Annotated in this window: 19 protein-coding genes; 10 read left to right on the forward strand and 9 right to left on the reverse strand. The window is 60.5% G+C overall.

Annotated elements, in window-relative coordinates; genetic code table 11:
* Nucleotides 1–7 precede the first annotated feature (7 nt).
* Nucleotides 8–1,174: an MFS transporter gene (locus LVW35_RS06695; RefSeq protein WP_233894366.1), complete on the reverse strand. Its 1,167-nt coding sequence runs from the start codon at nt 1,172–1,174 to the stop codon at nt 8–10.
* A 13-nt stretch (nt 1,175–1,187) separates the two neighbouring features.
* Nucleotides 1,188–1,514, reverse strand: a complete 327-nt coding sequence (locus LVW35_RS06700; protein WP_233894368.1) for an ArsR/SmtB family transcription factor — start codon at nt 1,512–1,514, stop codon at nt 1,188–1,190.
* Between the two features lie 154 nt (nt 1,515–1,668).
* Here LVW35_RS06700 and LVW35_RS06705 point away from each other — a divergent pair, with 154 nt between their 5' ends.
* Nucleotides 1,669–2,253, forward strand: a complete 585-nt coding sequence (locus tag LVW35_RS06705; protein WP_233894370.1) for an acyl carrier protein phosphodiesterase — start codon at nt 1,669–1,671, stop codon at nt 2,251–2,253.
* Between the two features lie 84 nt (nt 2,254–2,337).
* Here LVW35_RS06705 and LVW35_RS06710 read toward each other — a convergent pair whose 3' ends face one another.
* Nucleotides 2,338–3,129, reverse strand: coding sequence for a lysophospholipid acyltransferase family protein (locus tag LVW35_RS06710; protein WP_233894372.1), 792 nt, complete (start codon nt 3,127–3,129; stop codon nt 2,338–2,340).
* The gene (olsB, locus tag LVW35_RS06715) at nt 3,129–3,884 is read right to left on the reverse strand and encodes an L-ornithine N(alpha)-acyltransferase (RefSeq protein WP_003172415.1); all 756 of its coding nucleotides are present in this window, start codon (nt 3,882–3,884) and stop codon (nt 3,129–3,131) included. Before olsB ends, LVW35_RS06710 begins: the two co-directional genes overlap by 1 nt.
* Nucleotides 3,885–4,198: 314 nt before the next feature.
* On the opposite strand from olsB, the gene LVW35_RS06720 reads away from it, so the two are divergent.
* The 5 genes from LVW35_RS06720 (at nt 4,199) to LVW35_RS06740 (ending at nt 8,297) form a co-directional block, all read left to right on the forward strand.
* A complete protein-coding gene (locus tag LVW35_RS06720) occupies nt 4,199–4,996 on the forward strand; it encodes a hypothetical protein (RefSeq protein WP_233894374.1) in 798 nt (265 codons plus the stop codon).
* Nucleotides 4,997–5,089: 93 nt separating this feature from the next.
* A complete protein-coding gene (locus LVW35_RS06725) occupies nt 5,090–6,163 on the forward strand; it encodes a serine hydrolase domain-containing protein (protein ID WP_233894375.1) in 1,074 nt (357 codons plus the stop codon).
* Entirely contained in the window at nt 6,160–6,474 is a 315-nt protein-coding gene (locus LVW35_RS06730; RefSeq protein WP_233894377.1) for an amidase, read from the forward strand. Before LVW35_RS06725 ends, LVW35_RS06730 begins: the two co-directional genes overlap by 4 nt.
* A gap of 79 nt (nt 6,475–6,553) precedes the next feature.
* Nucleotides 6,554–7,138 carry a YceI family protein gene (locus LVW35_RS06735; RefSeq protein WP_233894379.1) on the forward strand — a complete coding sequence of 195 codons (585 nt, stop codon included), beginning with the start codon at nt 6,554–6,556 and terminating at the stop codon, nt 7,136–7,138.
* Between the two features lies 1 nt (nt 7,139).
* Nucleotides 7,140–8,297: a phospholipase D-like domain-containing protein gene (locus tag LVW35_RS06740; protein WP_233894380.1), complete on the forward strand. Its 1,158-nt coding sequence runs from the start codon at nt 7,140–7,142 to the stop codon at nt 8,295–8,297.
* A 90-nt stretch (nt 8,298–8,387) separates the two neighbouring features.
* Here the strand turns inward: LVW35_RS06740 and bglX are convergent, their stop codons facing one another.
* The gene (gene bglX, locus LVW35_RS06745) at nt 8,388–10,679 is read right to left on the reverse strand and encodes a beta-glucosidase BglX (protein ID WP_233894382.1); all 2,292 of its coding nucleotides are present in this window, start codon (nt 10,677–10,679) and stop codon (nt 8,388–8,390) included.
* A gap of 238 nt (nt 10,680–10,917) precedes the next feature.
* Here bglX and LVW35_RS06750 point away from each other — a divergent pair, with 238 nt between their 5' ends.
* The 4 genes from LVW35_RS06750 (at nt 10,918) to LVW35_RS06765 (ending at nt 14,315) form a co-directional block, all read left to right on the forward strand.
* Complete coding sequence (locus tag LVW35_RS06750; protein WP_233894384.1) at nt 10,918–11,529, forward strand: LemA family protein; 612 nt, start codon at nt 10,918–10,920, stop codon at nt 11,527–11,529.
* An 18-nt stretch (nt 11,530–11,547) separates the two neighbouring features.
* Nucleotides 11,548–12,273, forward strand: coding sequence for a TPM domain-containing protein (locus LVW35_RS06755; RefSeq protein WP_233894385.1), 726 nt, complete (start codon nt 11,548–11,550; stop codon nt 12,271–12,273).
* A gap of 28 nt (nt 12,274–12,301) precedes the next feature.
* Entirely contained in the window at nt 12,302–12,919 is a 618-nt protein-coding gene (locus tag LVW35_RS06760) for a TPM domain-containing protein (RefSeq protein WP_233894386.1), read from the forward strand.
* 193 nt (nt 12,920–13,112) lie between these two features.
* The gene (locus tag LVW35_RS06765) at nt 13,113–14,315 is read left to right on the forward strand and encodes a class I SAM-dependent methyltransferase (protein ID WP_233894387.1); all 1,203 of its coding nucleotides are present in this window, start codon (nt 13,113–13,115) and stop codon (nt 14,313–14,315) included.
* Here LVW35_RS06765 and LVW35_RS06770 read toward each other — a convergent pair.
* From LVW35_RS06770 to LVW35_RS06785, 4 genes are all read right to left on the reverse strand, one after another.
* Complete coding sequence (locus tag LVW35_RS06770; RefSeq protein WP_233894388.1) at nt 14,303–15,205, reverse strand: DMT family transporter; 903 nt, start codon at nt 15,203–15,205, stop codon at nt 14,303–14,305. The genes LVW35_RS06765 and LVW35_RS06770 overlap by 13 nt on opposite strands.
* 103 nt (nt 15,206–15,308) lie before the next feature.
* Nucleotides 15,309–17,861, reverse strand: a complete 2,553-nt coding sequence (locus LVW35_RS06775; RefSeq protein WP_233894389.1) for a TonB-dependent receptor — start codon at nt 17,859–17,861, stop codon at nt 15,309–15,311.
* Nucleotides 17,862–17,989: 128 nt separating this feature from the next.
* Complete coding sequence (locus LVW35_RS06780) at nt 17,990–18,961, reverse strand: FecR family protein (protein WP_233894390.1); 972 nt, start codon at nt 18,959–18,961, stop codon at nt 17,990–17,992.
* Entirely contained in the window at nt 18,958–19,497 is a 540-nt protein-coding gene (locus tag LVW35_RS06785) for an RNA polymerase sigma factor (RefSeq protein ID WP_233894391.1), read from the reverse strand. The genes LVW35_RS06780 and LVW35_RS06785 overlap by 4 nt, the downstream gene beginning before the upstream one ends.
* Nucleotides 19,498–19,685 lie beyond the last annotated feature (188 nt).

Raw genomic sequence — 19,685 nt, forward strand, 5'->3', positions numbered from 1 at the left:
AAATGGATCAGTGGGTCGCAGGGGCCAGGTCGGCACTGCCGGTCTGACGGAAAGTAATCAGGGTCACCAACAGCGCGAGGATCGCCAGGGCCGCCGCGGCCAAGGGCACGCGGGTCAGGCCGAAACCGTGGGCAATCACACTGCCGCCCACCCAGGCGCCGAGGGCATTGCCGATATTGAAAGCGCCGATGTTCAAGGTGGACACCAGGTTCGGTGCAGCCTTGCCGAAGGTCACCACGTTGATCTGCAGCGCAGGCACTGCGGCAAACGACGCTGTGGCCCACAGGAACAGGGTGATTTCGGTCGGGATCACGGCGACGCTGGTCCAGGTCAGTGCCGTGGAGACCACCGCCATGCTGATGAACACGCCGATCAGGGTGGCTGCCAGGCGTTTGTCCGCCAGCTTGCCGCCGATGATGTTGCCGACGGTGAGGCCCAGGCCGATCAGCAGCAGGGTCCAGGTCACGCCTTTGGGCGACACGCCGGTGACATCGCCCAGCAGCGGCGCGACGTAGGTGAAGAGAGTGAACATGGACGCGGCAAACAGCGCGGTCATGCTCAGCGACAGCCAGATGCCGGTTCCCTTGAGGGCGGCCAGTTCGGCGCGCATGTCGAGTTTCTCTTCATCGCGCTTGGCCGGCAGGAAGCGGATCAGGCCGATCAACGCCACCACACCAATCACCGTCACTGCCCAGAAGGTCGAGCGCCAGCCGGCTTCCTGGCCCAATGCGGTGCCCAGCGGTACGCCGAGCACGTTGGCCAGGGTCAGGCCGGTGAACATCAAGGCGACGGCCGAAGCGCGTTTGTTGGCGGGCACCAGGTTGGCCGCTACCACTGAACCAATCCCAAAGAAAGCGCCGTGGCACAGGGCAGTGACGACACGGGCAAACATCAGCACGTTGTAATCACTGGCCAGGGCGCAGAGCAGGTTGCCGATAATGAAGATACCCATCAACGCTACCAGCGCCGCCTTGCGTGGCAGCTTGGCGGTGGCCAGTGCCATGAAAGGCGCGCCGATGGCCACGCCCAGCGCGTAGCCGGTTACCAGCCAGCCGGCGCCGGGAATCGACACGCCCAGGTCCGCCGCCACATCGGGCAGCAAACCCATGATGACGAACTCGGTGGTGCCGATGGCGAAGGCGCTGAGGGCCAATATGAGTAGCGAGAGGGGCATTAGGGTTTCCTTGTTACAGTGCTGCGTTGTCGTCAGCACTGAGTTCAGTAGTGAGCGCCGCGAGAAAGGCCTGGATGGTGTCCTCGTTGCGTCTGAAAAAGTGCCACTGGCCGGCTTTCTGGCTGCTGATCAACCCGGCGCGTTGCAGGGTGGCCAGATGCGCCGACACGGTCGACTGGGACAAGCCGCAGCGCTGGTCGATCTGCCCGGCGCAGATGCCGTACTGGTGGTTATGCAATTGTTCGGGGAATTGCACTTTCGGGTCTTTCAGCCAGGTGAGGATGTCTCGTCGTACTGGATGCGCCAGGGCTTTTATTATTTCGTCGAGGTCGATGGACATGGCAGGGGCTCGGTGTCGTACAGCGTTATATCGCGATGAGGCGAACTTTATATCGGTCTATCCCGATAGACCAATATGATTTTGCTCTGAGTCTAGGCTCATTCGGTATATCGGGTTATAACGATACGTTGAAGGCAGTGGTAGACTGCGCGCCATGAATTATCTCGCACATCTGCATCTGGGCGGCCAACTTCCTGCGCAACTGCTGGGCAGCCTTTATGGCGACTTCGTCAAAGGCCGCCTGCAGGGCCAGTTCAGTCCGCAAATCGAATCGGCGATCCAGTTGCATCGCTCGATTGACCGTTTTACCGACAGCCATCCGTTGGTCGATACGGCTTTGTCGCGCTTCAGCCTTACTCGCCGGCGCTATGCCGGGATCATCCTCGATGTGTTTTTCGATCATTGCCTGGCGCGGGACTGGACTTTGTATGCCGACCAGCCCCTGGAGCGTTTCACGTCACAGGTGTACCGCGTGCTGGCGGCAGAGCCGCAATTGCCGGGGCGGCTGGCGCAGATTGCGCCGTCTATGGCGGCGGATGATTGGTTGGGTTCGTACCGCGAGTTTGCAGTTATGGAGCAGGTGCTGCGCGGGATCTCGCGGCGGCTGACGCAGCCGGAGGCATTGAGATTTGCAATGCAGGAATTACGTGAGTTGTATGAGCCGTTGAGTGAAGACTTCCGGGTGTTCTACCCCGAACTGCAAGCCTTCGCCCTAAAACACCTGACTGCTGAGGTCTAAATGTGGGAGCACCTGTCTTGATGGTTTTCTTCAAACCATTTTTCCAGAGCCAGCAACGCTCCCACATGTTTAACCGTACCCGCTTCAGGCTGCGAATGCAGGCCGAGCATCCACTTGCTCAGCCTCCGGCACCGGCCCAAACAACGCCTTCTGCACCGCTTGCTGCGCCTGATACGCCAGTGCCGCACGTTCCTGCCCGGCACAGGCAATCGGCTTGAGCACATGGATTTCCACATCGCCCTGGTCGTTGGCAAACAAACGCATCAGGTGCGAGAGCAAATCATCGTCGCCAATAAAAGGTGCCAGCGGGTCAACTTGGCCGTCACGCAGATAACGGATCGCCACCGGTTGCAGTGATACGTCCGCATCGATCGCACTGGCCAGCAAGCGCCCGTGGAAGGTGCGCAGGCTGCGCCCGTCGGTCGTAGTGCCTTCCGGGAACATCAGCAAAGGATGCTGTTGCTCCAAGTGACGGGTCATCTGCTTGCGGATCAACTGACTGTCACCCGAACCCCTGCGTATAAACAGGCTGCCCGCTTTAGCCGCCAGCCAACCGGCCACCGGCCAGGTGCGCACCTCGGCCTTGGACAAAAATGACATCGGCGCCACGGCGCCGAGCAGCGGAATATCGGTCCACGACACGTGATTACTCACCCACAGCATCGGCTGTGTCGGCAAGTCGCCGTGCACCGTCACGCGAAAGGGCAGGGCGTTAGTCAGGCGCGCCATGAAGAACCGCGACCAACGCTGGCGGCGCACCATCGAGTTGGCGATGCCCATGCGCTCGAAAACCCCAAACACACTGGCCATGCTCAAGCCCAGCGCCACCACCAGCAGTACCCGGGCAACGCGCCCGTACACGCGCAGGCGGCTCATTACATGGCCGCCTTGAAGTGGCGGGCGTAACGCGGGCATAGCTCATCGCGCTTGAGCAGGATGAATACGTCGGCGACCTGGAAATCTTCATCCCAGCACGGCTCGCCGCAGATTTTCGCACCCAGGCGCATGTAAGCCTTGAGCAACGGCGGCATTTCGGCGATGACGTTGGATGGCAGGTCCAGCGCCGGCAATGGTTTTTTCGGTTCGGCGCGCAGGTGTTCGTTGCACAGGTAGCGCTCGCGCAGGCGCTGCATGATCGCGTGGGCCTGGATGCCGCCGTCGTGCATCGGGATGCTCGCGCAACCCATCAGGTAGCTGTAGCCGCCCTGGTTGAGCACTTCGGCCAATTCGCCCCACAACACCGCGATGGTGCCGCCGTTGCGGTAGGCCGGGTCGACGCAGGTACGGCCGATCTCCAGGATCGGGCCTTGCAGGTGCAGCAGGCCATGCAGGCTGAATTCTTCTTCACTGTAGAACCGGCCCAGGGTGCTGGCCGCCTGGTGGTCGAGCAAACGGGTGGTGGCCACCAGTCGACCGCTGTTCAAGTCCCGCACGCCGATGTGGCTGCAGTGAACATCATAGTCATCCATGTCCAGGCCCAGTTCCGCGCCTTTCAGCTTGGCGTTGAACTCGCCGCTGAACACGTTGAACCGCAGGGCCTGGGCTTCCTGCAATGCCTGCGCGCCAACCAGGCGTTCGGCTTGCAGACGGCGTTCATTGCCGGTGTCGCTGATGCGGGCGATCTGAGTCATGGCGAATCTCCGAGTGCCAGCCACGATTTCGGCCGGTCGACTTTGTTGTCCAAAGTCAGGCTATGTAGGCTCGGTGTCATCTCCATGAAGTTATGGTGACGCTTGGATGACAGGCGCTTGAGACGCTTGAGCCACCTTTTGAGATAGAGGAACTACAGGATGGTATTTTTTCCTGCTGCTGGTTCGGTAGGAAGATTACATATCAAAGGGAACTGGATTATCGGCACCGCCACCTAGGTGACTGTGAGCGCGCGTAGCGCGCGCCTTATACCCTTAAGATATTTTTGAAAATGTCCGTTGTGGATTAAGAACGTATGACGATTTCGCAGGTTTTGAATAACGGGCCAGCCTGGTGGCAGGTTGACAATCATGAAAAAAGTTCGAGTTCTGAGCCACCGCAGGTAGAAATAATAACCAATCGTTACAGCGGCATCCGTAGACAGGACGGTCGGACTTACGGTGAACCGGTTAACCATAGGGTCATGGCTTCGGGCATGCACTTGTTTGTATACAAACCTGAACAGCATAGTCAGGGGAAAAAACCCGAGGATATCTTTGGCGGGTTCAGCCAATGGGACAATGATAATTGTGTCAGCGTGGCGGCAATAAAGATGGCGATGATGCAGTTTGGAGAGCAGCCAACCGACGTGTTCAAAGAAGTGCGAGAGATAGCGCATGGCTTCCAGGTCACGCTAAGAAATAACCAAACGATTTACCTTACCCAAGATGAGCTTGAAATGGCCGCGTTCGCGGCAAAGTTCAAAGGGGAGGACCCTCGGGCGATCACCTCGGCCAACTTCATATTCGCCGTTATGGCCGAGGTAGAACGGCAGAAGCGACCAGGCGTCAGTTACGGCGAAGCGTTGACAGTGATGAACCGTCCAGATGCCATTCCGTTGGCATTTGAGCGGCTTGGGTTATTGGACCAGATTGAAATGGTCGCACCCGAAGACTTGGCGGGTGGCCGATTGGGTGCTTTTCACGGCGACAATGGTAAGGACGGTACCCATACTTCTGTGTCGGTTGGCGGGAAAGAAGAGCGATGGGGCAATCGAGGAGGTGCATCACCCACGGGTGAGAATATTTATGCTTATGCATTCAAGAAAACATAAAGGAATTCAGGACTGCCATGGCAGGGACTGTCGCTAATCCGTCATCTTCCCTGGTTAGGCTTGCGGGCTTGAATGCCCCTTGAGTTTGCGTCTATGGTCCGAGGCCTGTTATGCGTTGCTCTGCTGTTCGTCACCGTTACCGCCCGTGCTGAAACCTGGCCCGAAAAGGATTGGGTATTGGGCACGCCACTCGTTGGTTCCGCTGTCGATGCCCTGGATGTTTACGCCTTTGCGCCCCGCGACGACACTACCCGCAAAGGCATTCGCACCGACGCGTTGCTGGTCATTCGTGACGGTGAAATCATCTACGAACGCTACGCCGCGCCGACTACCGCCAGCACACCGCACCTGACTTGGTCGGTGAGCAAAAGCCTGATGGCCACCGTGCTCGGCGTGGCCTACGGCGAAAACCGTTTCAAGCTGAGCGACCCCGTTGCGCGTTTCTACCCGCCGATGAAACAGCACCCCAAGGTGACCATGGCCGATCTGCTGCACTGGGCCTCGGGCCTGGACTGGCAGGAAGACTACGAGTACGCGCCGTTGAAGTCCTCGGTGGTGGCGATGCTCTATACCCGTGGGCGTGGCGATATGGCCGAGTTTGCCGCCGATACCGACGCCGCTGCTGCACCGGGCCAGGCTTTTCGTTATTCCAGTGGCGACAGCAACATCTTGTCTGCGGCCCTCAAAGGCATGCTCGGCCACAAGGCGTATATGAGCTATCCGTGGGATGTACTGTTCAAGCCGCTGGGCATTCGCAATGCGACCTGGGAAACCGATGCCGATGAAACCTTCGTCGCCTCGTCCTACGCTTACCTCACCGCCAGGGACTTGGCGCGTGTCGGGCTACTGATGGCACGGGACGGGCGTTGGGGCGAGCAACAGTTGCTGCCTAAAGAATGGGTGGCCTTCAACCGCCAGCCGTTCGACAAATACAAAAGCGGCCAGGATGAAGCTGTCCCTGGCGGCCAGTGGTGGCTCAACACGGGCGTGTCCAAGCCTTGGCCCGATGCCCCCGCCGACACCTTCGCCGCCCTCGGTCACTGGGGCCAGGCATTGTTTGTAATGCCTGACGAACACCTGGTGATCGTGCGCTACGGCGATGATCGCGACGGCAGCTACCGCCACAACGAACTGCTCAAACGCGTGCTCGCGGCGGTGCAACCATGATCCGTCGCCGGCCGTTCACCAGTCTGTTTCTGCTGTTGTTGCTCGCCTTGCTGGGGTGGATCTGGCACGAACGCGTCAACCTGCAAGCCTTCCCCGACATCATCGCGGCGTACACCGCCAAGGAGTACTGCTCGTGTCGGTATGTGGCGAACAACCCGGCCGAGTATTGCCGGGGCTATGTGAAGCAGTACGTGCCGACGAGTGCGTTCAGGGATAATCCGGAGCGTAGTGAGGTAACGGCGAGTGGGTTGGGGCGTACACACACGGCGCGGTGGTTGGGAGAGCGGCAGGGTTGCCGCCTCAATCCCTGACACACCACCAACCCATTCCATTGCGCCCGGCACACGGCACAGTTAAGGTTCGTGCAGGTTTTTTGCCTCATGAGTCTTTATGTTCAATGTCAAACCACTGGCCTTCACCCTGTTGACCTGCGCCGCTGCCGTGCCTGCCCATGCCGATTGGTATCTGGATAACGAGTCCTCGCGCCTGTCTTTCGTCACCACCAAGAACACCGAAATCGCCGAAGTGCAGCGCTTCCTGGTGCTGCACGGCAAGGTCGACAGCAAGGGCGCGGCGCAACTGGAGGTGGAGCTGGAGTCGGTCAACAGTGGCATTCCGCTGCGCGACGAGCGCATGCGCAACCAGTTGTTCGAGATCAAGACGTTCCCCGACGCGCTGATCAATGCGCAAATCAACCTGCAACCGATCAACGACCTTGCACCCGGCGCTCAATTGGAGTTGCGCCTGCCGTTAACCGTGACCCTGCACGGCAAGACCCAAACCTACAGTGCCGAGCTGTTGGCCACGCGCCTGGATGACCGACGTTTCCAGGTGGTGACCCTGGAACCAGTGGTGATGCATGCCGAGGATTTCGATCTGGCACCGGGTGTGGCGGCGTTGCGCAAGGCGGCCGGGCTCAAGTCGATCAGTCTGTCGGTGCCGGTGGGTGCGGTGCTGATTTTTACGGCGCGCTGACGTGAGCGGCGCAGTGTTCCCGTGGCGCAGCGCCAATCGGTTCGAGTTGCTGATCGACGGTCCGAATTTTTTCCCGCAGATGCTGGTGGGCATTGCCCGGGCGGAGCGCCAGGTTGACCTGGAGTTGTACTTGGTCGAAGCCGGAGCCTGCGCCGAAGCCATGGTGAAGGCTCTGGTGCAAGCCGCCGAGCGGGGGGTGCGGTTGCGTTGCCTGTTCGATGATTACGGCAGCCTGGCGTTTACTCTCGGGCTGCGCAAACGCCTGACCGACGCCGGGGTGGAGTTGCGGTTCTACAATCGCCTGCGCTGGCGCCGCTGGATGCGCAACCTGTACCGCGACCATCGCAAATTATTATTGATCGACCAGCGTATTGCCTTCGTCGGCGGCACCGGCGTGACCGATGAGTTCTGGACGCCGGGTGACAACGGCGCCGACTGGCATGAAGTAATGGTGCAAATCAGCGGCCCGTTGGTGCAGGACTGGCAGGCACTGTTCGACCGCCAATGGCACGCCAACGCTGCCCGCCGCGAGTGGAAACCCGCTACCCACTTTGGTTTGCCGCGTTTGCCCAAGCTCCCGGCGACTGGCCCTGGACTGGGTCGTGTTGCCTATGCCGACGCCCGTCAACATCGAGATATCCTGCAGTCACTGATCCGTGCCTTGAACAGCAGCCAGCAGCGCATCTGGCTGGCGACCCCGTATTTTCTGCCGACCTGGAGCGTGCGCCGTGCGTTGCGCCGTGCCGCCGGGCGCGGTGTGGACGTGAGATTACTGCTGACCGGCCCGCGCACTGATCACCCGTCCGTGCGCTACGCCGGGCATCGCTATTACCCGAGGTTGCTGCGTTCGGGGGTGAAGATCTTTGAATACCAGCCGTGTTTCCTGCACCTGAAGATGGTGCTGGTGGACGATTGGGTAAGCATCGGCTCGTGCAACTTCGATCATTGGAATTTGCGTTTCAACCTGGAAGCCAACCTGGAAGCGTTGGACCCTGAGTTGACGTTGGCAGTGGCGGGCAGTTTTGAGCGGGATTTCGAGCAGAGCCAGGCAGTGAGCCTGGAGGCATGGAAGGCGCGGCCGCTTTGGCGACGAGTGAAGCAGCGGGTGTGGGGGTGGATTGATCGGTTGGTGGTGAACCTTCTGGACAGAAGGGGGTGAAAACAGCTGCAAGCTACAAGCTGCAAGCTGCAAGTTAAAAGCAGAACTGCTTTTCCTTGCCGCTTGCAGCTTGCAACTTGAAGCTATCTCTTACAACAGCTCGAAGGTTTGTTGCTGCACATCCTGGGAATCCAACCCGATCTGCACATTGAACTCACCCGGTTCCGCCGCGAACTTGAGCTGGGTGTTGTAGAACTTCAAGTCTTCTTCGGTGATGGTGAAGTGCAACGTGCGCTCTTCACCCGCCTTGAGCATGACCTTCTGGAAGTTCTTCAGCTCCTTGATCGGGCGGATCATCGAGCCGGCCACGTCCTGAATATACAATTGCACCACGGTTTCACCGTCCACTTTGCCGGTGTTTTTCACGGTGACACTCGCATCGAGCTTGCCGGTCTTGTTCAGGGTGGTGGACGACAGCGCCATGTCCGACAGGCCGAACGTGGTGTAGCTCAGGCCATAACCAAACGGAAACAGCGGTCCTGTGGTGTCATCGAAGTACTGCGAGGTGTAGTTGCCCGGCTTGCCTGGGGTGAACGGCCGGCCGATGGTCAGGTGGTTGTAGTAGGTCGGAATCTGCCCCACCGAACGTGGGAAGGTGATCGGCAGCTTGCCCGACGGGTTGTAGTCACCAAACAGCACGTCGGCGATGGCATTGCCGCCTTCGGTGCCGGCGAACCAGGTTTCCAGGATCGCGTCGGCCTGTTGGTTCTCTTCGAGAATCGACAGCGGGCGGCCGTTCATCAGCACCAGCACCAGCGGCTTGCCGGTGGCCTTCAGGGCCTTGATCAGGTCGCGCTGGCTTTGCGGGATGTTCAGGTCGGTGCGGCTGGAGGACTCGTGGGACATGCCACGGGACTCGCCCACGGCAGCGACTACGACATCGGCATCCTTGGCGGCTTTGACGGCCTCGTCGATCATCGCCTGGGCAGGACGGGTGTCATCCACCACTTCCGGGGCATCGAAGTTGAGGAAGTTCAGGTAGTCGACCACGGCCTTGTCGTTGGTGATGTTGGCGCCACGGGCATAGATGATCTTGCCTTTTTCGCCGATCACCGCGTTCATGCCGTCGAGCAGGGTCACCGATTGCTCGGGTTTGCCGGCAGCGGCCCAACTGCCCATCATGTCGATCGGTGCCTTGGCCAGCGGACCGACCAGGGCGATGGTCGCGGATTTATTCAACGGCAGGGTGTTGTTCCGGTTTTTCAGCAGCACCAGGCTGCGGCGGGCAATGTCGCGGGCTTCGGCGCGGTGCAGGCGGCTCTCGGCGTAAGTGTCGGCCGGGTCATCCTCAGCCTTGCCGATGCGCAGGTACGGGTCCTTGAACAGGCCCATGTCGTACTTGGCGCCGAGCACCTCGCGCACGGCGTTGTCGATGTCGCTCTGTTCAATCTCGCCGGACTTGAGCAGCCCCGGCAATTCCTTGCCGTATAGCGTGTCGTTCATGCTCATGTCGATGCCGGCCTTGATCGCCAGCTTGGCGGCTTCACGCCCGTCCTTGGCCACGCCGTGCTTGATCAGCTCGAAGATCGCGCCATGGTCGCTGACGGCCAGGCCCTTGAAGCCCCAGTCTTTGCGCAGCAGGTCATTCATCAGCCAGGTGTTGGCGGTAGCGGGCACGCCGTTGATCGAGTTCAGCGCGACCATCACGCCGCCGGAACCGGCCTTGATCGCCGCGTGGTACGGCGGCAGGTAGTCCTGGTACATCTTGACCGGGCTCATATCGACCACGTTGTAGTCGCGGCCGCCTTCCACCGCGCCATAGAGGGCGAAGTGCTTGACGCTGGCCATGATGCTGTCGGCATTCGCGGGGCTGACGCCCTGGAACGCCTTGACCATCACTTCGGCGATGCGCGAGACGAGGTAGGTGTCTTCACCGAAGCCTTCTGACGTGCGGCCCCAGCGCGGGTCGCGGGAGATGTCGACCATCGGCGCGAAAGTGATGTCGAGGCTGTCGGCGGCGGCTTCCTGGGCGGCGATGCGCCCGGAGCGGCCGATGGCGGCCAGGTCCCAGCTGGAGGCCAGCGCCAGGCTGATCGGGAAGATGGTGCGGTGGCCGTGGATCACGTCGTAGGCGAAGAACATCGGGATCTTCAAGCGGCTGCGCATGGCCGCGTCCTGCATCGGACGGTTTTCCGGGCGGGTGATGGAGTTGAACGTACCACCGATGCGGCCGGCGGCGATTTCCTTGCGGATCAGCTCGCGGGGCATTTCGGGGCCGATGCTGATCAGGCGCAACTGGCCGATCTTTTCATCCAGGGTCATCTGCTTGAGCAGGTCGCTGACGAACGCGTCCTTGTCCTTAAGCGCAGCAGGCTTTGTTTCTGCCCATACGGGGTGACTGGCCAGAGTGGCAACAAGGCCGAGCAAACACAGCTTCTTCATGAATATCCTTTTTCGGCTCGCTGCACAGCGTAAATGCTGATCGGCCAAAATGTGGGGAGCGTCTATTGTTGTTCGGGTGTTGTTCAGATAAATGCAGCACACTCTGAACTCTTTTTCGCGCTGGGCATCTTTGTAGCTGATTGGCTCGATGCAATCCAGTGGTGGCGAATTATGCCCCAAGCGCGCGGTGTATAGGGTTAGTCGTGACATTCCATCAAGATTGGGCAGGAGAAACACCATGCAAGCAGCACAAGGTTACCGCTGGGGCTTGAAAGCCGCGGCTCTGCTATTGATCAGCACGGTGCTGAGCGGTTGCGGCATCAACAACATTCCCACGCTGGATGAACAGGCCAAGGCCGCCTGGGGCCAGGTGCAGAACCAGTACCAACGCCGCGCTGATCTGATCCCCAACCTGGTGGAAGTGGTCAAGGGCTACGCTGCCCATGAGCAAGACACCCTCACCGCCGTGATTGAAGCGCGGGCCAAGGCCACCTCGATCCAGGTGGATGCGAGCACCCTCGACAATCCGGAAAAACTCAAGCAGTTCCAGCAGGCCCAGGACGGTTTGAGCGGCGCACTGAGCCGCTTGATGGTGGTGTCCGAGCGCTACCCGGACCTGAAGGCCAATCAAAACTTCCTGGCCCTGCAATCCCAGCTTGAGGGCACCGAAAACCGTATCGCCGTGGCGCGCCGCGACTTTATCCAGGCGGTGCAGGCCTACAACACCGAGATCCGCACCTTCCCGGGCCGCCTGTGGCACAGCGTGATGTACAGCGATTTGCCGGTCCGCGCCACGTTTGAAGCCACCAGTGCCGATGCCGATAAAGCGCCGCAAGTGAAGTTCAAATAAAGCTGCACTGAGGTGTCGATGCGTTTATTACGGATAGGCCTGGCGTTGTGGCTGTTGGCCTGCGTCGGTGCGGCCCAGGCGGCGCTGACCTTCCCGGCGCTGACCGGGCGGGTGGTGGATAACGCCCAGATGATCGACGCGGCCACGCGCCAGCAGCTGACTCAACAGTTGCTGGCGCTGGAGCAGACGTCCGGTGACCAGATCGTGGTGGTCACCGTGCCTGATCTGCAAGGCGTTCCCATTGAAGACTTTGGTTATCAATTGGGCCGCCAGTGGGGCATCGGCCAGAAGGGCAAGGACAACGGCGCGCTGTTGATCGTCGCCCGCGATGAGCACAAATTGCGCATCGAAGTCGGTTATGGCCTGGAAGGTGTGCTGACCGATGCGCAGTCGTGGGTGATCATCAACCAGGTGATTGCGCCGGCTTTCAAGGCCGGTAACTACAGCAAAGGCATCAGCGACGGCGTGGCCGCGATGGTACAAGTGGTGGGCGGCGAACCGCTGGCCGTGCCGTCGCATGTGGCGGATGCCAACTTTGCCAAGGATAATCCTGGTCTCTCCATCGGCCTGTTCGTTTTGCTGATCGGCGTGTTGTGGCTGTGCAATCGCATGGGGCTGCCGGTGGGCGCGATCCTGCTGGCAATTCTCAGCAGCAGTGGCCGTGGCGGCGGCGGGGGAGGCGGTGGTGGTTTCCGGGGCGGCGGTGGTGGCTTCGGCGGCGGCGGGGCTTCAGGCGGCTGGTGATGATAATAATGAGAGAGCAACGACAACCATGGCATTACTGACTGAACATGAGCAGCGCCAAGTCGCGGAAGCGATCGCCCGCGTCGAGAAGACCACCGATGCGGAGCTGGTGACCGTACTGGCCGCCCGCGCCGATGACTACGCTTACATCCCGCTGCTGTGGGCCAGCCTGATCGCGTTGGTGGTGCCCGGTGTGGTGCATTACCTGTCGGGCTACCTGACGATGTACACCTTGTTGCTGGCGCAATGGGCGACGTTCATCGTGTTGTGCCTGGTGTTCCGCCTGCCCAAGGTCACCACGCGGTTGATCCCGCGCTCGGTGCGCCACTGGCGCGCATCCAACCTGGCGCGGCGGCAGTTCCTGGAGCAGAACCTGCACCACACGCTGGGCAGTACCGGCGTGCTGATTTTTGTCAGTGAGGCGGAGCGGTACGTGGAGATACTGGTGGATGACGGCATTTCCGAGCGGCTGGACGACAACAGCTGGGATGTGATCGTCAAGGCGTTTACCCAGCAGGTGAAACAGGGGCAGACGTTGGCGGGGTTTATCAGTTGCATTGAAGCCTGTGGCGAGTTACTGAAGGTGCATGTGCCGGTGACCCACACCCGTAACGAACTACCGAATCGCCTGGTCGTACTCGAATAAAAATGTGTGGGCTTGCTCGCGAATGCGGTGTATCAGTCGACGGATGTATTGACTGACACTGCGTATTCGCGAGCAAGCCCCACATTTGGTTTTGCGTCCGCCAATACACTGACCGTTGATCAAATTACCCAGTGCCCTAATTCCCCATCCCCCCTAAAATGCCCGGCATTCCCTGCCTGAGGCGTTTTTGTTCATGTCTGTCACTGTTCAACCGGATCATCACGCCCAGTTCATCGAACTGCTCAACGCTAACCTCGCGCAGAACGCCTTTATCAAGCTGGTGCTGGCCAAGTACGTTGGTGAGGAAGCCGCGTTGCAGCGGTTGATCATCAAGCCGGTAATGGTCAAGGAGCAGGCGTGCCTGTCGTTCGTCTACCGCTACAAGACCCGTGACATCACCAAGAACTTCCCGCTGGCGGAAGGTGTGGCAGCGATTGCCGAGCTGCTGCCGGCGCAGTTCAAGAACGCGCACCTGCTGTCGCTGACCGACGAAGCTCAGCTGGAATACAGCAAGAAGAACAAAAGCTCGCTGTTCAAAAGCAAGCCGCAGCAACTGCGAGAAGCGCCGTCTGCCGAGCATAACCGCGAGAAGAATCGCTTCCTCGACCTGAGCCGCCCGTTTCTCGCCGACCTGGGCGTGACCGACGCCAAGCAGGCGCTGATCCCGTCGATGTCGCGCAAGTGGAAGCAGATCAACAAGTTCATCGAAGTGTTCAGTCATGCGCTGACCTCTTCACCTTTGAAACTGGATCAGCCGGTGCGTGTCGCTGACTTCGGTTCGGGCAAGGGCTATCTGACGTTCGCCATCCACGATTACCTGCGCAACACCCTCAAGGCCGAAGGCGAGGTGACCGGCGTGGAGCTGCGCGAAGACATGGTGACCCTGTGCAACACCGCCGCCGCCCGCCTGGAGCATCCGGGGCTGGTGTTCAAATGCGGCGATGTGCGCAGCGTGGCGCCCAGCGAGCTGGACGTGATGATCGCCCTGCATGCCTGCGACATTGCCACGGACTACGCGATCCACACCGGCATCCGTTCCGGCGCGTCGATCATCATGTGCTCGCCGTGCTGCCACAAGCAGATCCGCCTGCAGATCCAGAGCCCGCTGCTGCTCAAGCCGATGCTGCAATACGGCCTGCATCTGGGCCAGCAGGCGGAAATGGTCACCGACAGCTTGCGTGCGTTGTTCCTAGAAGCCTGTGGTTATGAAACCAAAGTGTTCGAGTTCATCTCACTGGAGCACACCAACAAGAACAAGATGATTCTTGCGGTCAAGCGCGCCGAGCCGTTGGACAACGCGCAGTTGCTGGAGAAAATCCAGGCGCTCAAGGCGTTCTACCACATCACCGAACACTGCCTGGAAACCCTGCTGCGCGCGGATGGTTACCTGGCCTGATCGGCCACTGCCACGGGCGCAGGCTGCACCGCCGTCTTGCGCCCCAGCATCACCGTCACGATCACCCCACAGGCAAACAGCCAGGTAATCGGCTCGATGTGTTCGCCAAAGAACAGCGCCGAGAACGCGATGGTGAAGAAAATCTGCAACAGCTGGATCTGGCTGACCCGCGCAATCCCACCCATGGCTAACCCGGCATACCAGGCGAAGAACCCCAAAAACTGTGAGAACAGCGACACATAACCAAACGCCCACCACGCGCGGATGGAAATCGCCCCTTGATGCTGCGCCGCCAGGTACCACACCGGGCCGATCAATACGGGCGTCGACAGCACCAGCGCCCAGCAGATCACCTGCCAGCCGCCCATCTCCTTGGCCAGTCGGCCGCCTTCGGCATAACCCAGGCCGCCCATGGCAATCGCACCCAGCATCAGCAGATCACCGGCCTGGATACTGCCGGCTCCGGTGATCAACGCGTAACTCAACACCAAGGCACTGCCCAGTGCCGCACAGGCCCAGAAGGCCTTCGACGGCCGTTCATGGGACAGCCACGCCGCGTACAGCGCCACGCACAGCGGTTGCAAACCATTGACCAGCGCGCCATGGGACGCCGGCAACGTCTGCATGGCCCAGGCCGACAGTACGGGGAAACCGAGGATCACGCCGGCGATCACCAGGCACAACCCACGTACCTGGCGCCAGGTCGGCCAGCGCTCACGGCGCCACAGCAACAGCGCCGCCGCCGGGACCGCCGCGAACAAGGCACGGCCGAGGCCGTTGAGCAACGGGTGGATTTCCTGCACCACGATGCGGGTGAAGGGCAGGGTCAGACTGAAGATAATGACGCCCAGCAGGCCGAGGGCCATGCCGGTGTTTTCGCGCGAGCTCATGGGGGAGAACCGAAATCCAGAGGGCTTCAAGGGAAGCCCATCTAGCCACATCCCCCGCCGATTGCGGGCCTACAGCTGGGTGCGGATTTATCCGTACAGTTTTTCAGAAGAAGCGCGTGATGCTGATCTTGGCATCACGGCCTTTGGTGTAGGCACGGTCGCCGCTCAGGGCTGGCCGGAAGTTGTTGTTGAAGAGGTTGTCCACGGTGAAGTTCACCTCGGTGCCTTTCAGGTAGGCTTGCCGGGGTTTCCATTTGGCGAACAGGCCCTGGGTGTTGTAGCGCTTGTTGTCGTACTGGTCGTAGAACAGGTCGCCCACGCTGCTGCCGGGGCCGCCGGAATATTTGTCGCTGGGTAAACGGGAGGTCGCGCCGATGAATTGGCCTGTCCAGCCGACCTGGGCATCCCAGGCCGGCATGTTGGTACCGAGCACCAGTACCCATTTGGTCGGCGGGATATCCCATGCCGCGACATCCGGACCCCAGGGGTTGGTGTAGGCGCCTTCATGGTCACCCTTGGCATAGGCGAACGACACCGAGCCGAACAGGTAAGTGGAGTTGTAGAAGGATTCAAGCTCGAAGCCCTTGATGGTCAGGCCGCCGATGTTGCGGTAGTTGGACATGGCGCCCGGCGGGCACGCGGTGGAGATGCTGCCGCCGTTGATGGCCTGGTTCTGGCAGCCGACGCCCGTGGCTTTGAAGATTTCGTTTTCGACCTTGTTGTGGAAAAAGGTGGTGCGCAGTTGCAGGTTGTCGTCGTGGGTGATCAGGTTGTCGAAGCTGCTGACGCTGCCCACGCTGATAGACGTGATGCGTTCCGGGTGGAGGTTGACGCTGGTGGCGGTGCGGTTGCCCAGGCCTTGGACTTCGTACTGTTCGTCGATCACCGGCGCCCGCCAGGTCTTGCTCCAGTTGGCGAACAGCCCGAGGTTCGGGTTGACGGTCCAGAACAGCGCCAGGCGCGGCGACCAGCCGGTGTAGGTGCGGTCGCTGTAATCGTGGCCGACGGACGGGTCGGAGTTGCTGTAGTACGGCGCATCGTTAGCTTCACCACGGTTGCGCACATGGTCGTAGCGCATCGATGGGGTGATGGTGACGTCGCCCAGGGTCACCGCATCCTGCACGAAGAAGCTGTTGGTATCGACTTTGCCATGGGGCATGAAGCCCGGCTGGAAATGCCCGTAGTTGTAGCGCGGGGTGTTGTAGGTAGTGCCCGGCATCCACATCTCGGTCTCGCGGATGTGCTTGCGGATTTGTCCGCCCACGGTGACGGCATGCTGCAACGGGCCGGTGTCAAACAGGCTGACGTTGCGCACGTCGAGATTCTTGTCGGTGTAGGCAGTGTCCATTTTGCGCCCGCCGGTGGCCAGTTGGAAAAATGCCGTGGCGTCGCGTTCGTCGGTCTGCTCGGTGTTGGACTGGGAGTATTTGACGGTCAGGTCCACCAGCGGGTTGTCCAGTGGCGTGTATTCGTACTTGCCCGACCAGGTGGTGTCGACGGTGTCACGATGGGCCAGAAAACGCTTCAATGCCGCTTCGTAGCCATAGCGGTCAATGTTGGCCTGGGTGGGCGGCGTCGGGTAGCTGGCCGCAGAGAACGGTGTCCAGCGGTCGCTGTGTGAACGCGAGTAGGACAAGCCAACGGCGTGCTCTTCGGTGAAGTGGGCGTTGAGCTTGAACAGCTTGCCGTCGACATTCTGGGCGGAGTTCGGCAGGCGCTGGGGGTTGATCGGGTATTGGTTGTTCTCGTTGGGTAATTTGGCGGCCACCTTCATGTCGTCGCCGTCGCGTTGGGTCAGGTAAGCCAAGGCATCAAAGCGTCCGTCGTCGGTGCGACCATACACGGCGCTGCTGTAGACCTGCTCGTGGTCGTTGCTGGAATAACCGTATTTGAGCATCGCGCCACTGTTGCGACCGTCCTTGAGCAGGTCGGGGGCATCCTTGGTGGTCATGTTGACCGTACCGCCAAACCCACCGTTGCCGGTGAAGGGCGAGTTGGGGCCTTTCTCCACCTCGATGCTTTTGATCAGCTCGGGCTCGATAAACACCGTGCCTTGCTGATAGCGCTCAAAGCCGCTCTTGGTGGCGCCATCGACGGTCAGCGGGACATCTTCGGCATCACCGAACCCGCGGATATTGATGGTCTGGCCGCCAGGCTTCAGCGAGCCGCCCTGGCTGACGCCGGGCAGGGTCTGCAACAGGCTGGGGATGTTGTTGGACTGGTAGCGGTCGATGTCTTCCTGGCTCAGGGTCGAGCGGCCGACGGTGCTGGAGTCGACCTCGGTACCCGTGCCGATCACGCTCAGGGCGTCCAGTTGGATTGCGCCGCTGTTGGTGGTCTTGCCCTCATCGGGGCGCACGACATAGGTGCTGCCAACCTTGATCAGGGTGAACTCGCCGTTTTTCAGCAGGGTGCGAATCGCCGCTTCCGGCGTAAAGTCGCCGTTAAGCGCGGGCGCCTGCACGTTCTTGAGCAGCTCTTCGTCGAACAACAGCTGGATCTGTGCCTGCTGTGCCACCTGGCTCAAAGACGTGGCCAGTGCCTGGGCGGGCAGCTTGAATGTCTCGGCCTGGGCACTGAGGCTGTATGCCAGGCAGGTGGCGATGAGGGTCGGTCGAAGAAACAGGTGCGAAGCGTGGCAAGGCGCGCGAAACATGAAATCCCCCGGTGTGGCCAAATGGCCGAAAAGGTGTGCGTATCGAACTCAGACCGGAGGAAGACGGGGCAGCTGAAAAAATCCACACCTTCAAATGCAAAATATTCTCAAATAAGAATCTTGTGAGATTATTTGCTCGGTTCGATCCTCAAGATGCCGTCGGTCGACACCACGGTTTTCACCGGCAGCAGGGCGGGCAGGGCGTTGAGCAGCGCGTCCGGATCATTCACATCCAGATTGCCTGACACTTTCAAGTGCGCCACGGCATCACTGACCTGCAACGGCGCCTGGGGGCGATACAGACTCAGCTCATCGATCAGGCTGGCCAGCTCACGGTTGCGAAACGACAGGTGACCGCTGCGCCAGTCGGCAACTTCCTCGGCGTTGAGGGTCTGCTGCTGCAATGTGCCCTTGGCGTAGCTGAAGATCGCGCGTTGCTGGGCACCCAGCAAGGTGACCGGGCTTTTCGCATCCGGCTCAAAGGCCACCTGACCATGGGCGACGCTGACCACGAGCTGCCGCTGACTGCGCCGCACATCGAAGCCGGTGCCGACCACGCGTACATTGGCCTCGCCGGCTTGCACGAACAGTGGCCGTTCCTTGTCGGCGGCTACTTCGATGTACAGCTGGCCTTTGTCCAGGTGCACGATGCGCTGGTGCGCGGTGAAATCCACGCGCACGCGGGTGTTAGCATTCACATACAAGGTGCTGCCATCGGGCAGGTTCAGCGTGCGCATGCCTTTGGCGTGGGCGGTTATTTGGGTGTGATACAGCTCGCGCGGTGCGCCGATATGGGTGGCCATTACCGCGCACAACAAGGCGGCGGCCACGGCCAAGGCCGGGCGCCAGACGGAGGGTTTGCGCTGGGGCCGCGCCACGAGTTTGTTCAATTGCTGCAACTGGGCCAGGTCTGCCCATAGTTGCTCGAATTCGGCATAGGCGCGGGCATGGGCGGGTTCGGCCTGCCAGGCGGCAAAGGCCTTGCGCTCGGCACGCCCCGCGTCATTATTGCGGTTGCGGGCAAACCAGCTGGCGGCTTGGGCATCGATGGCATCGCTGTCTTCGATGTCCAGGGCGTCGTGGTCGCTCAAGCGGTTCATTCTGGCTGCTCCGTGCCGGGTTCGTGTTGAAGGCGTCGCTTGCACTGCAGCAGGGCAAAAGCGATGTGCTTTTCCACCATGCTGGTGGAAATGCCCATGCGCTCGGCGATCTGCGCCTGGCTCAAGCCTTCGAAGCGGTGCAGCATAAGGGCTTCTCGCCTGCGGGGCGAGAGTTCGGCGAGGACTTCTTTCAACTGTTCCAGGCGTTGCAAGCGTTGCACGGCGGCCATGGGATCGTTTTGCTCGTCGGTGGCAGGGTCCATGTCCATTTCGGCCTGATCAGAGTGAACGGTGTGCCGTACCTTCTGTTTGCGCCAGTGATCACGCAGCAGGTTGCGCGCCATCTGGAACAGAAACGCCCGTGGCTGCTCGACCTTGGCCCGGTCGCGGTAGTCCAGCCACTGGGTGAACACATCCTGGGTCATGTCCGCCGCGTCGCTGGCGTTGTCCGTGCGTTTGCGCAGGAAATACAGAATGTCTGTATAGAATCCGCGAAAGGCATCGGCCGACAACGGGTCGGGCTTGGGACGAGACATGGGTATCCTTCTTGACGAAGCACGACGTGGAGAAAGTCGTGAATGGTATCGAGAACCATTGTCATTTGTCTCTATTTTACGGATGTACACAGCAAAAAATGTGGGAGCGGACTTGCTCGCGAAAGCGGTGTGTCAGTCGGTTTATCCATTGACTGACGCACTGCATTCTCGAGCAAACCCGCTCCCAC

The sequence above is a fragment of the Pseudomonas sp. HN11 genome, from assembly GCF_021390155.1.
Lineage (GTDB): Bacteria > Pseudomonadota > Gammaproteobacteria > Pseudomonadales > Pseudomonadaceae > Aquipseudomonas.

Bases quoted from the DNA above. Each gene is read 5' to 3' on its own strand.
- LVW35_RS06705 (WP_233894370.1), top strand. From the start codon at position 1,669: ATGAATTATCTCGCACATCTGCATCTGGGCGGCCAACTTCCTGCGCAA.
- LVW35_RS06725 (WP_233894375.1), top strand. From the start codon at position 5,090: ATGGTCCGAGGCCTGTTATGCGTTGCTCTGCTGTTCGTCACCGTTACC.
- LVW35_RS06775 (WP_233894389.1), bottom strand. From the start codon at position 17,861: ATGTTTCGCGCGCCTTGCCACGCTTCGCACCTGTTTCTTCGACCGACC.
- LVW35_RS06695 (WP_233894366.1), bottom strand. From the start codon at position 1,174: ATGCCCCTCTCGCTACTCATATTGGCCCTCAGCGCCTTCGCCATCGGC.
- LVW35_RS06765 (WP_233894387.1), top strand. From the start codon at position 13,113: ATGTCTGTCACTGTTCAACCGGATCATCACGCCCAGTTCATCGAACTG.
- LVW35_RS06770 (WP_233894388.1), bottom strand. From the start codon at position 15,205: ATGAGCTCGCGCGAAAACACCGGCATGGCCCTCGGCCTGCTGGGCGTC.
- LVW35_RS06700 (WP_233894368.1), bottom strand. From the start codon at position 1,514: ATGTCCATCGACCTCGACGAAATAATAAAAGCCCTGGCGCATCCAGTA.
- LVW35_RS06720 (WP_233894374.1), top strand. From the start codon at position 4,199: ATGACGATTTCGCAGGTTTTGAATAACGGGCCAGCCTGGTGGCAGGTT.
- olsB (WP_003172415.1), bottom strand. From the start codon at position 3,884: ATGACTCAGATCGCCCGCATCAGCGACACCGGCAATGAACGCCGTCTG.
- LVW35_RS06755 (WP_233894385.1), top strand. From the start codon at position 11,548: ATGCGTTTATTACGGATAGGCCTGGCGTTGTGGCTGTTGGCCTGCGTC.
- LVW35_RS06750 (WP_233894384.1), top strand. From the start codon at position 10,918: ATGCAAGCAGCACAAGGTTACCGCTGGGGCTTGAAAGCCGCGGCTCTG.
- LVW35_RS06730 (WP_233894377.1), top strand. From the start codon at position 6,160: ATGATCCGTCGCCGGCCGTTCACCAGTCTGTTTCTGCTGTTGTTGCTC.
- LVW35_RS06710 (WP_233894372.1), bottom strand. From the start codon at position 3,129: ATGAGCCGCCTGCGCGTGTACGGGCGCGTTGCCCGGGTACTGCTGGTG.
- bglX (WP_233894382.1), bottom strand. From the start codon at position 10,679: ATGAAGAAGCTGTGTTTGCTCGGCCTTGTTGCCACTCTGGCCAGTCAC.
- LVW35_RS06760 (WP_233894386.1), top strand. From the start codon at position 12,302: ATGGCATTACTGACTGAACATGAGCAGCGCCAAGTCGCGGAAGCGATC.
- LVW35_RS06780 (WP_233894390.1), bottom strand. From the start codon at position 18,961: ATGAACCGCTTGAGCGACCACGACGCCCTGGACATCGAAGACAGCGAT.
- LVW35_RS06785 (WP_233894391.1), bottom strand. From the start codon at position 19,497: ATGTCTCGTCCCAAGCCCGACCCGTTGTCGGCCGATGCCTTTCGCGGA.
- LVW35_RS06735 (WP_233894379.1), top strand. From the start codon at position 6,554: ATGTTCAATGTCAAACCACTGGCCTTCACCCTGTTGACCTGCGCCGCT.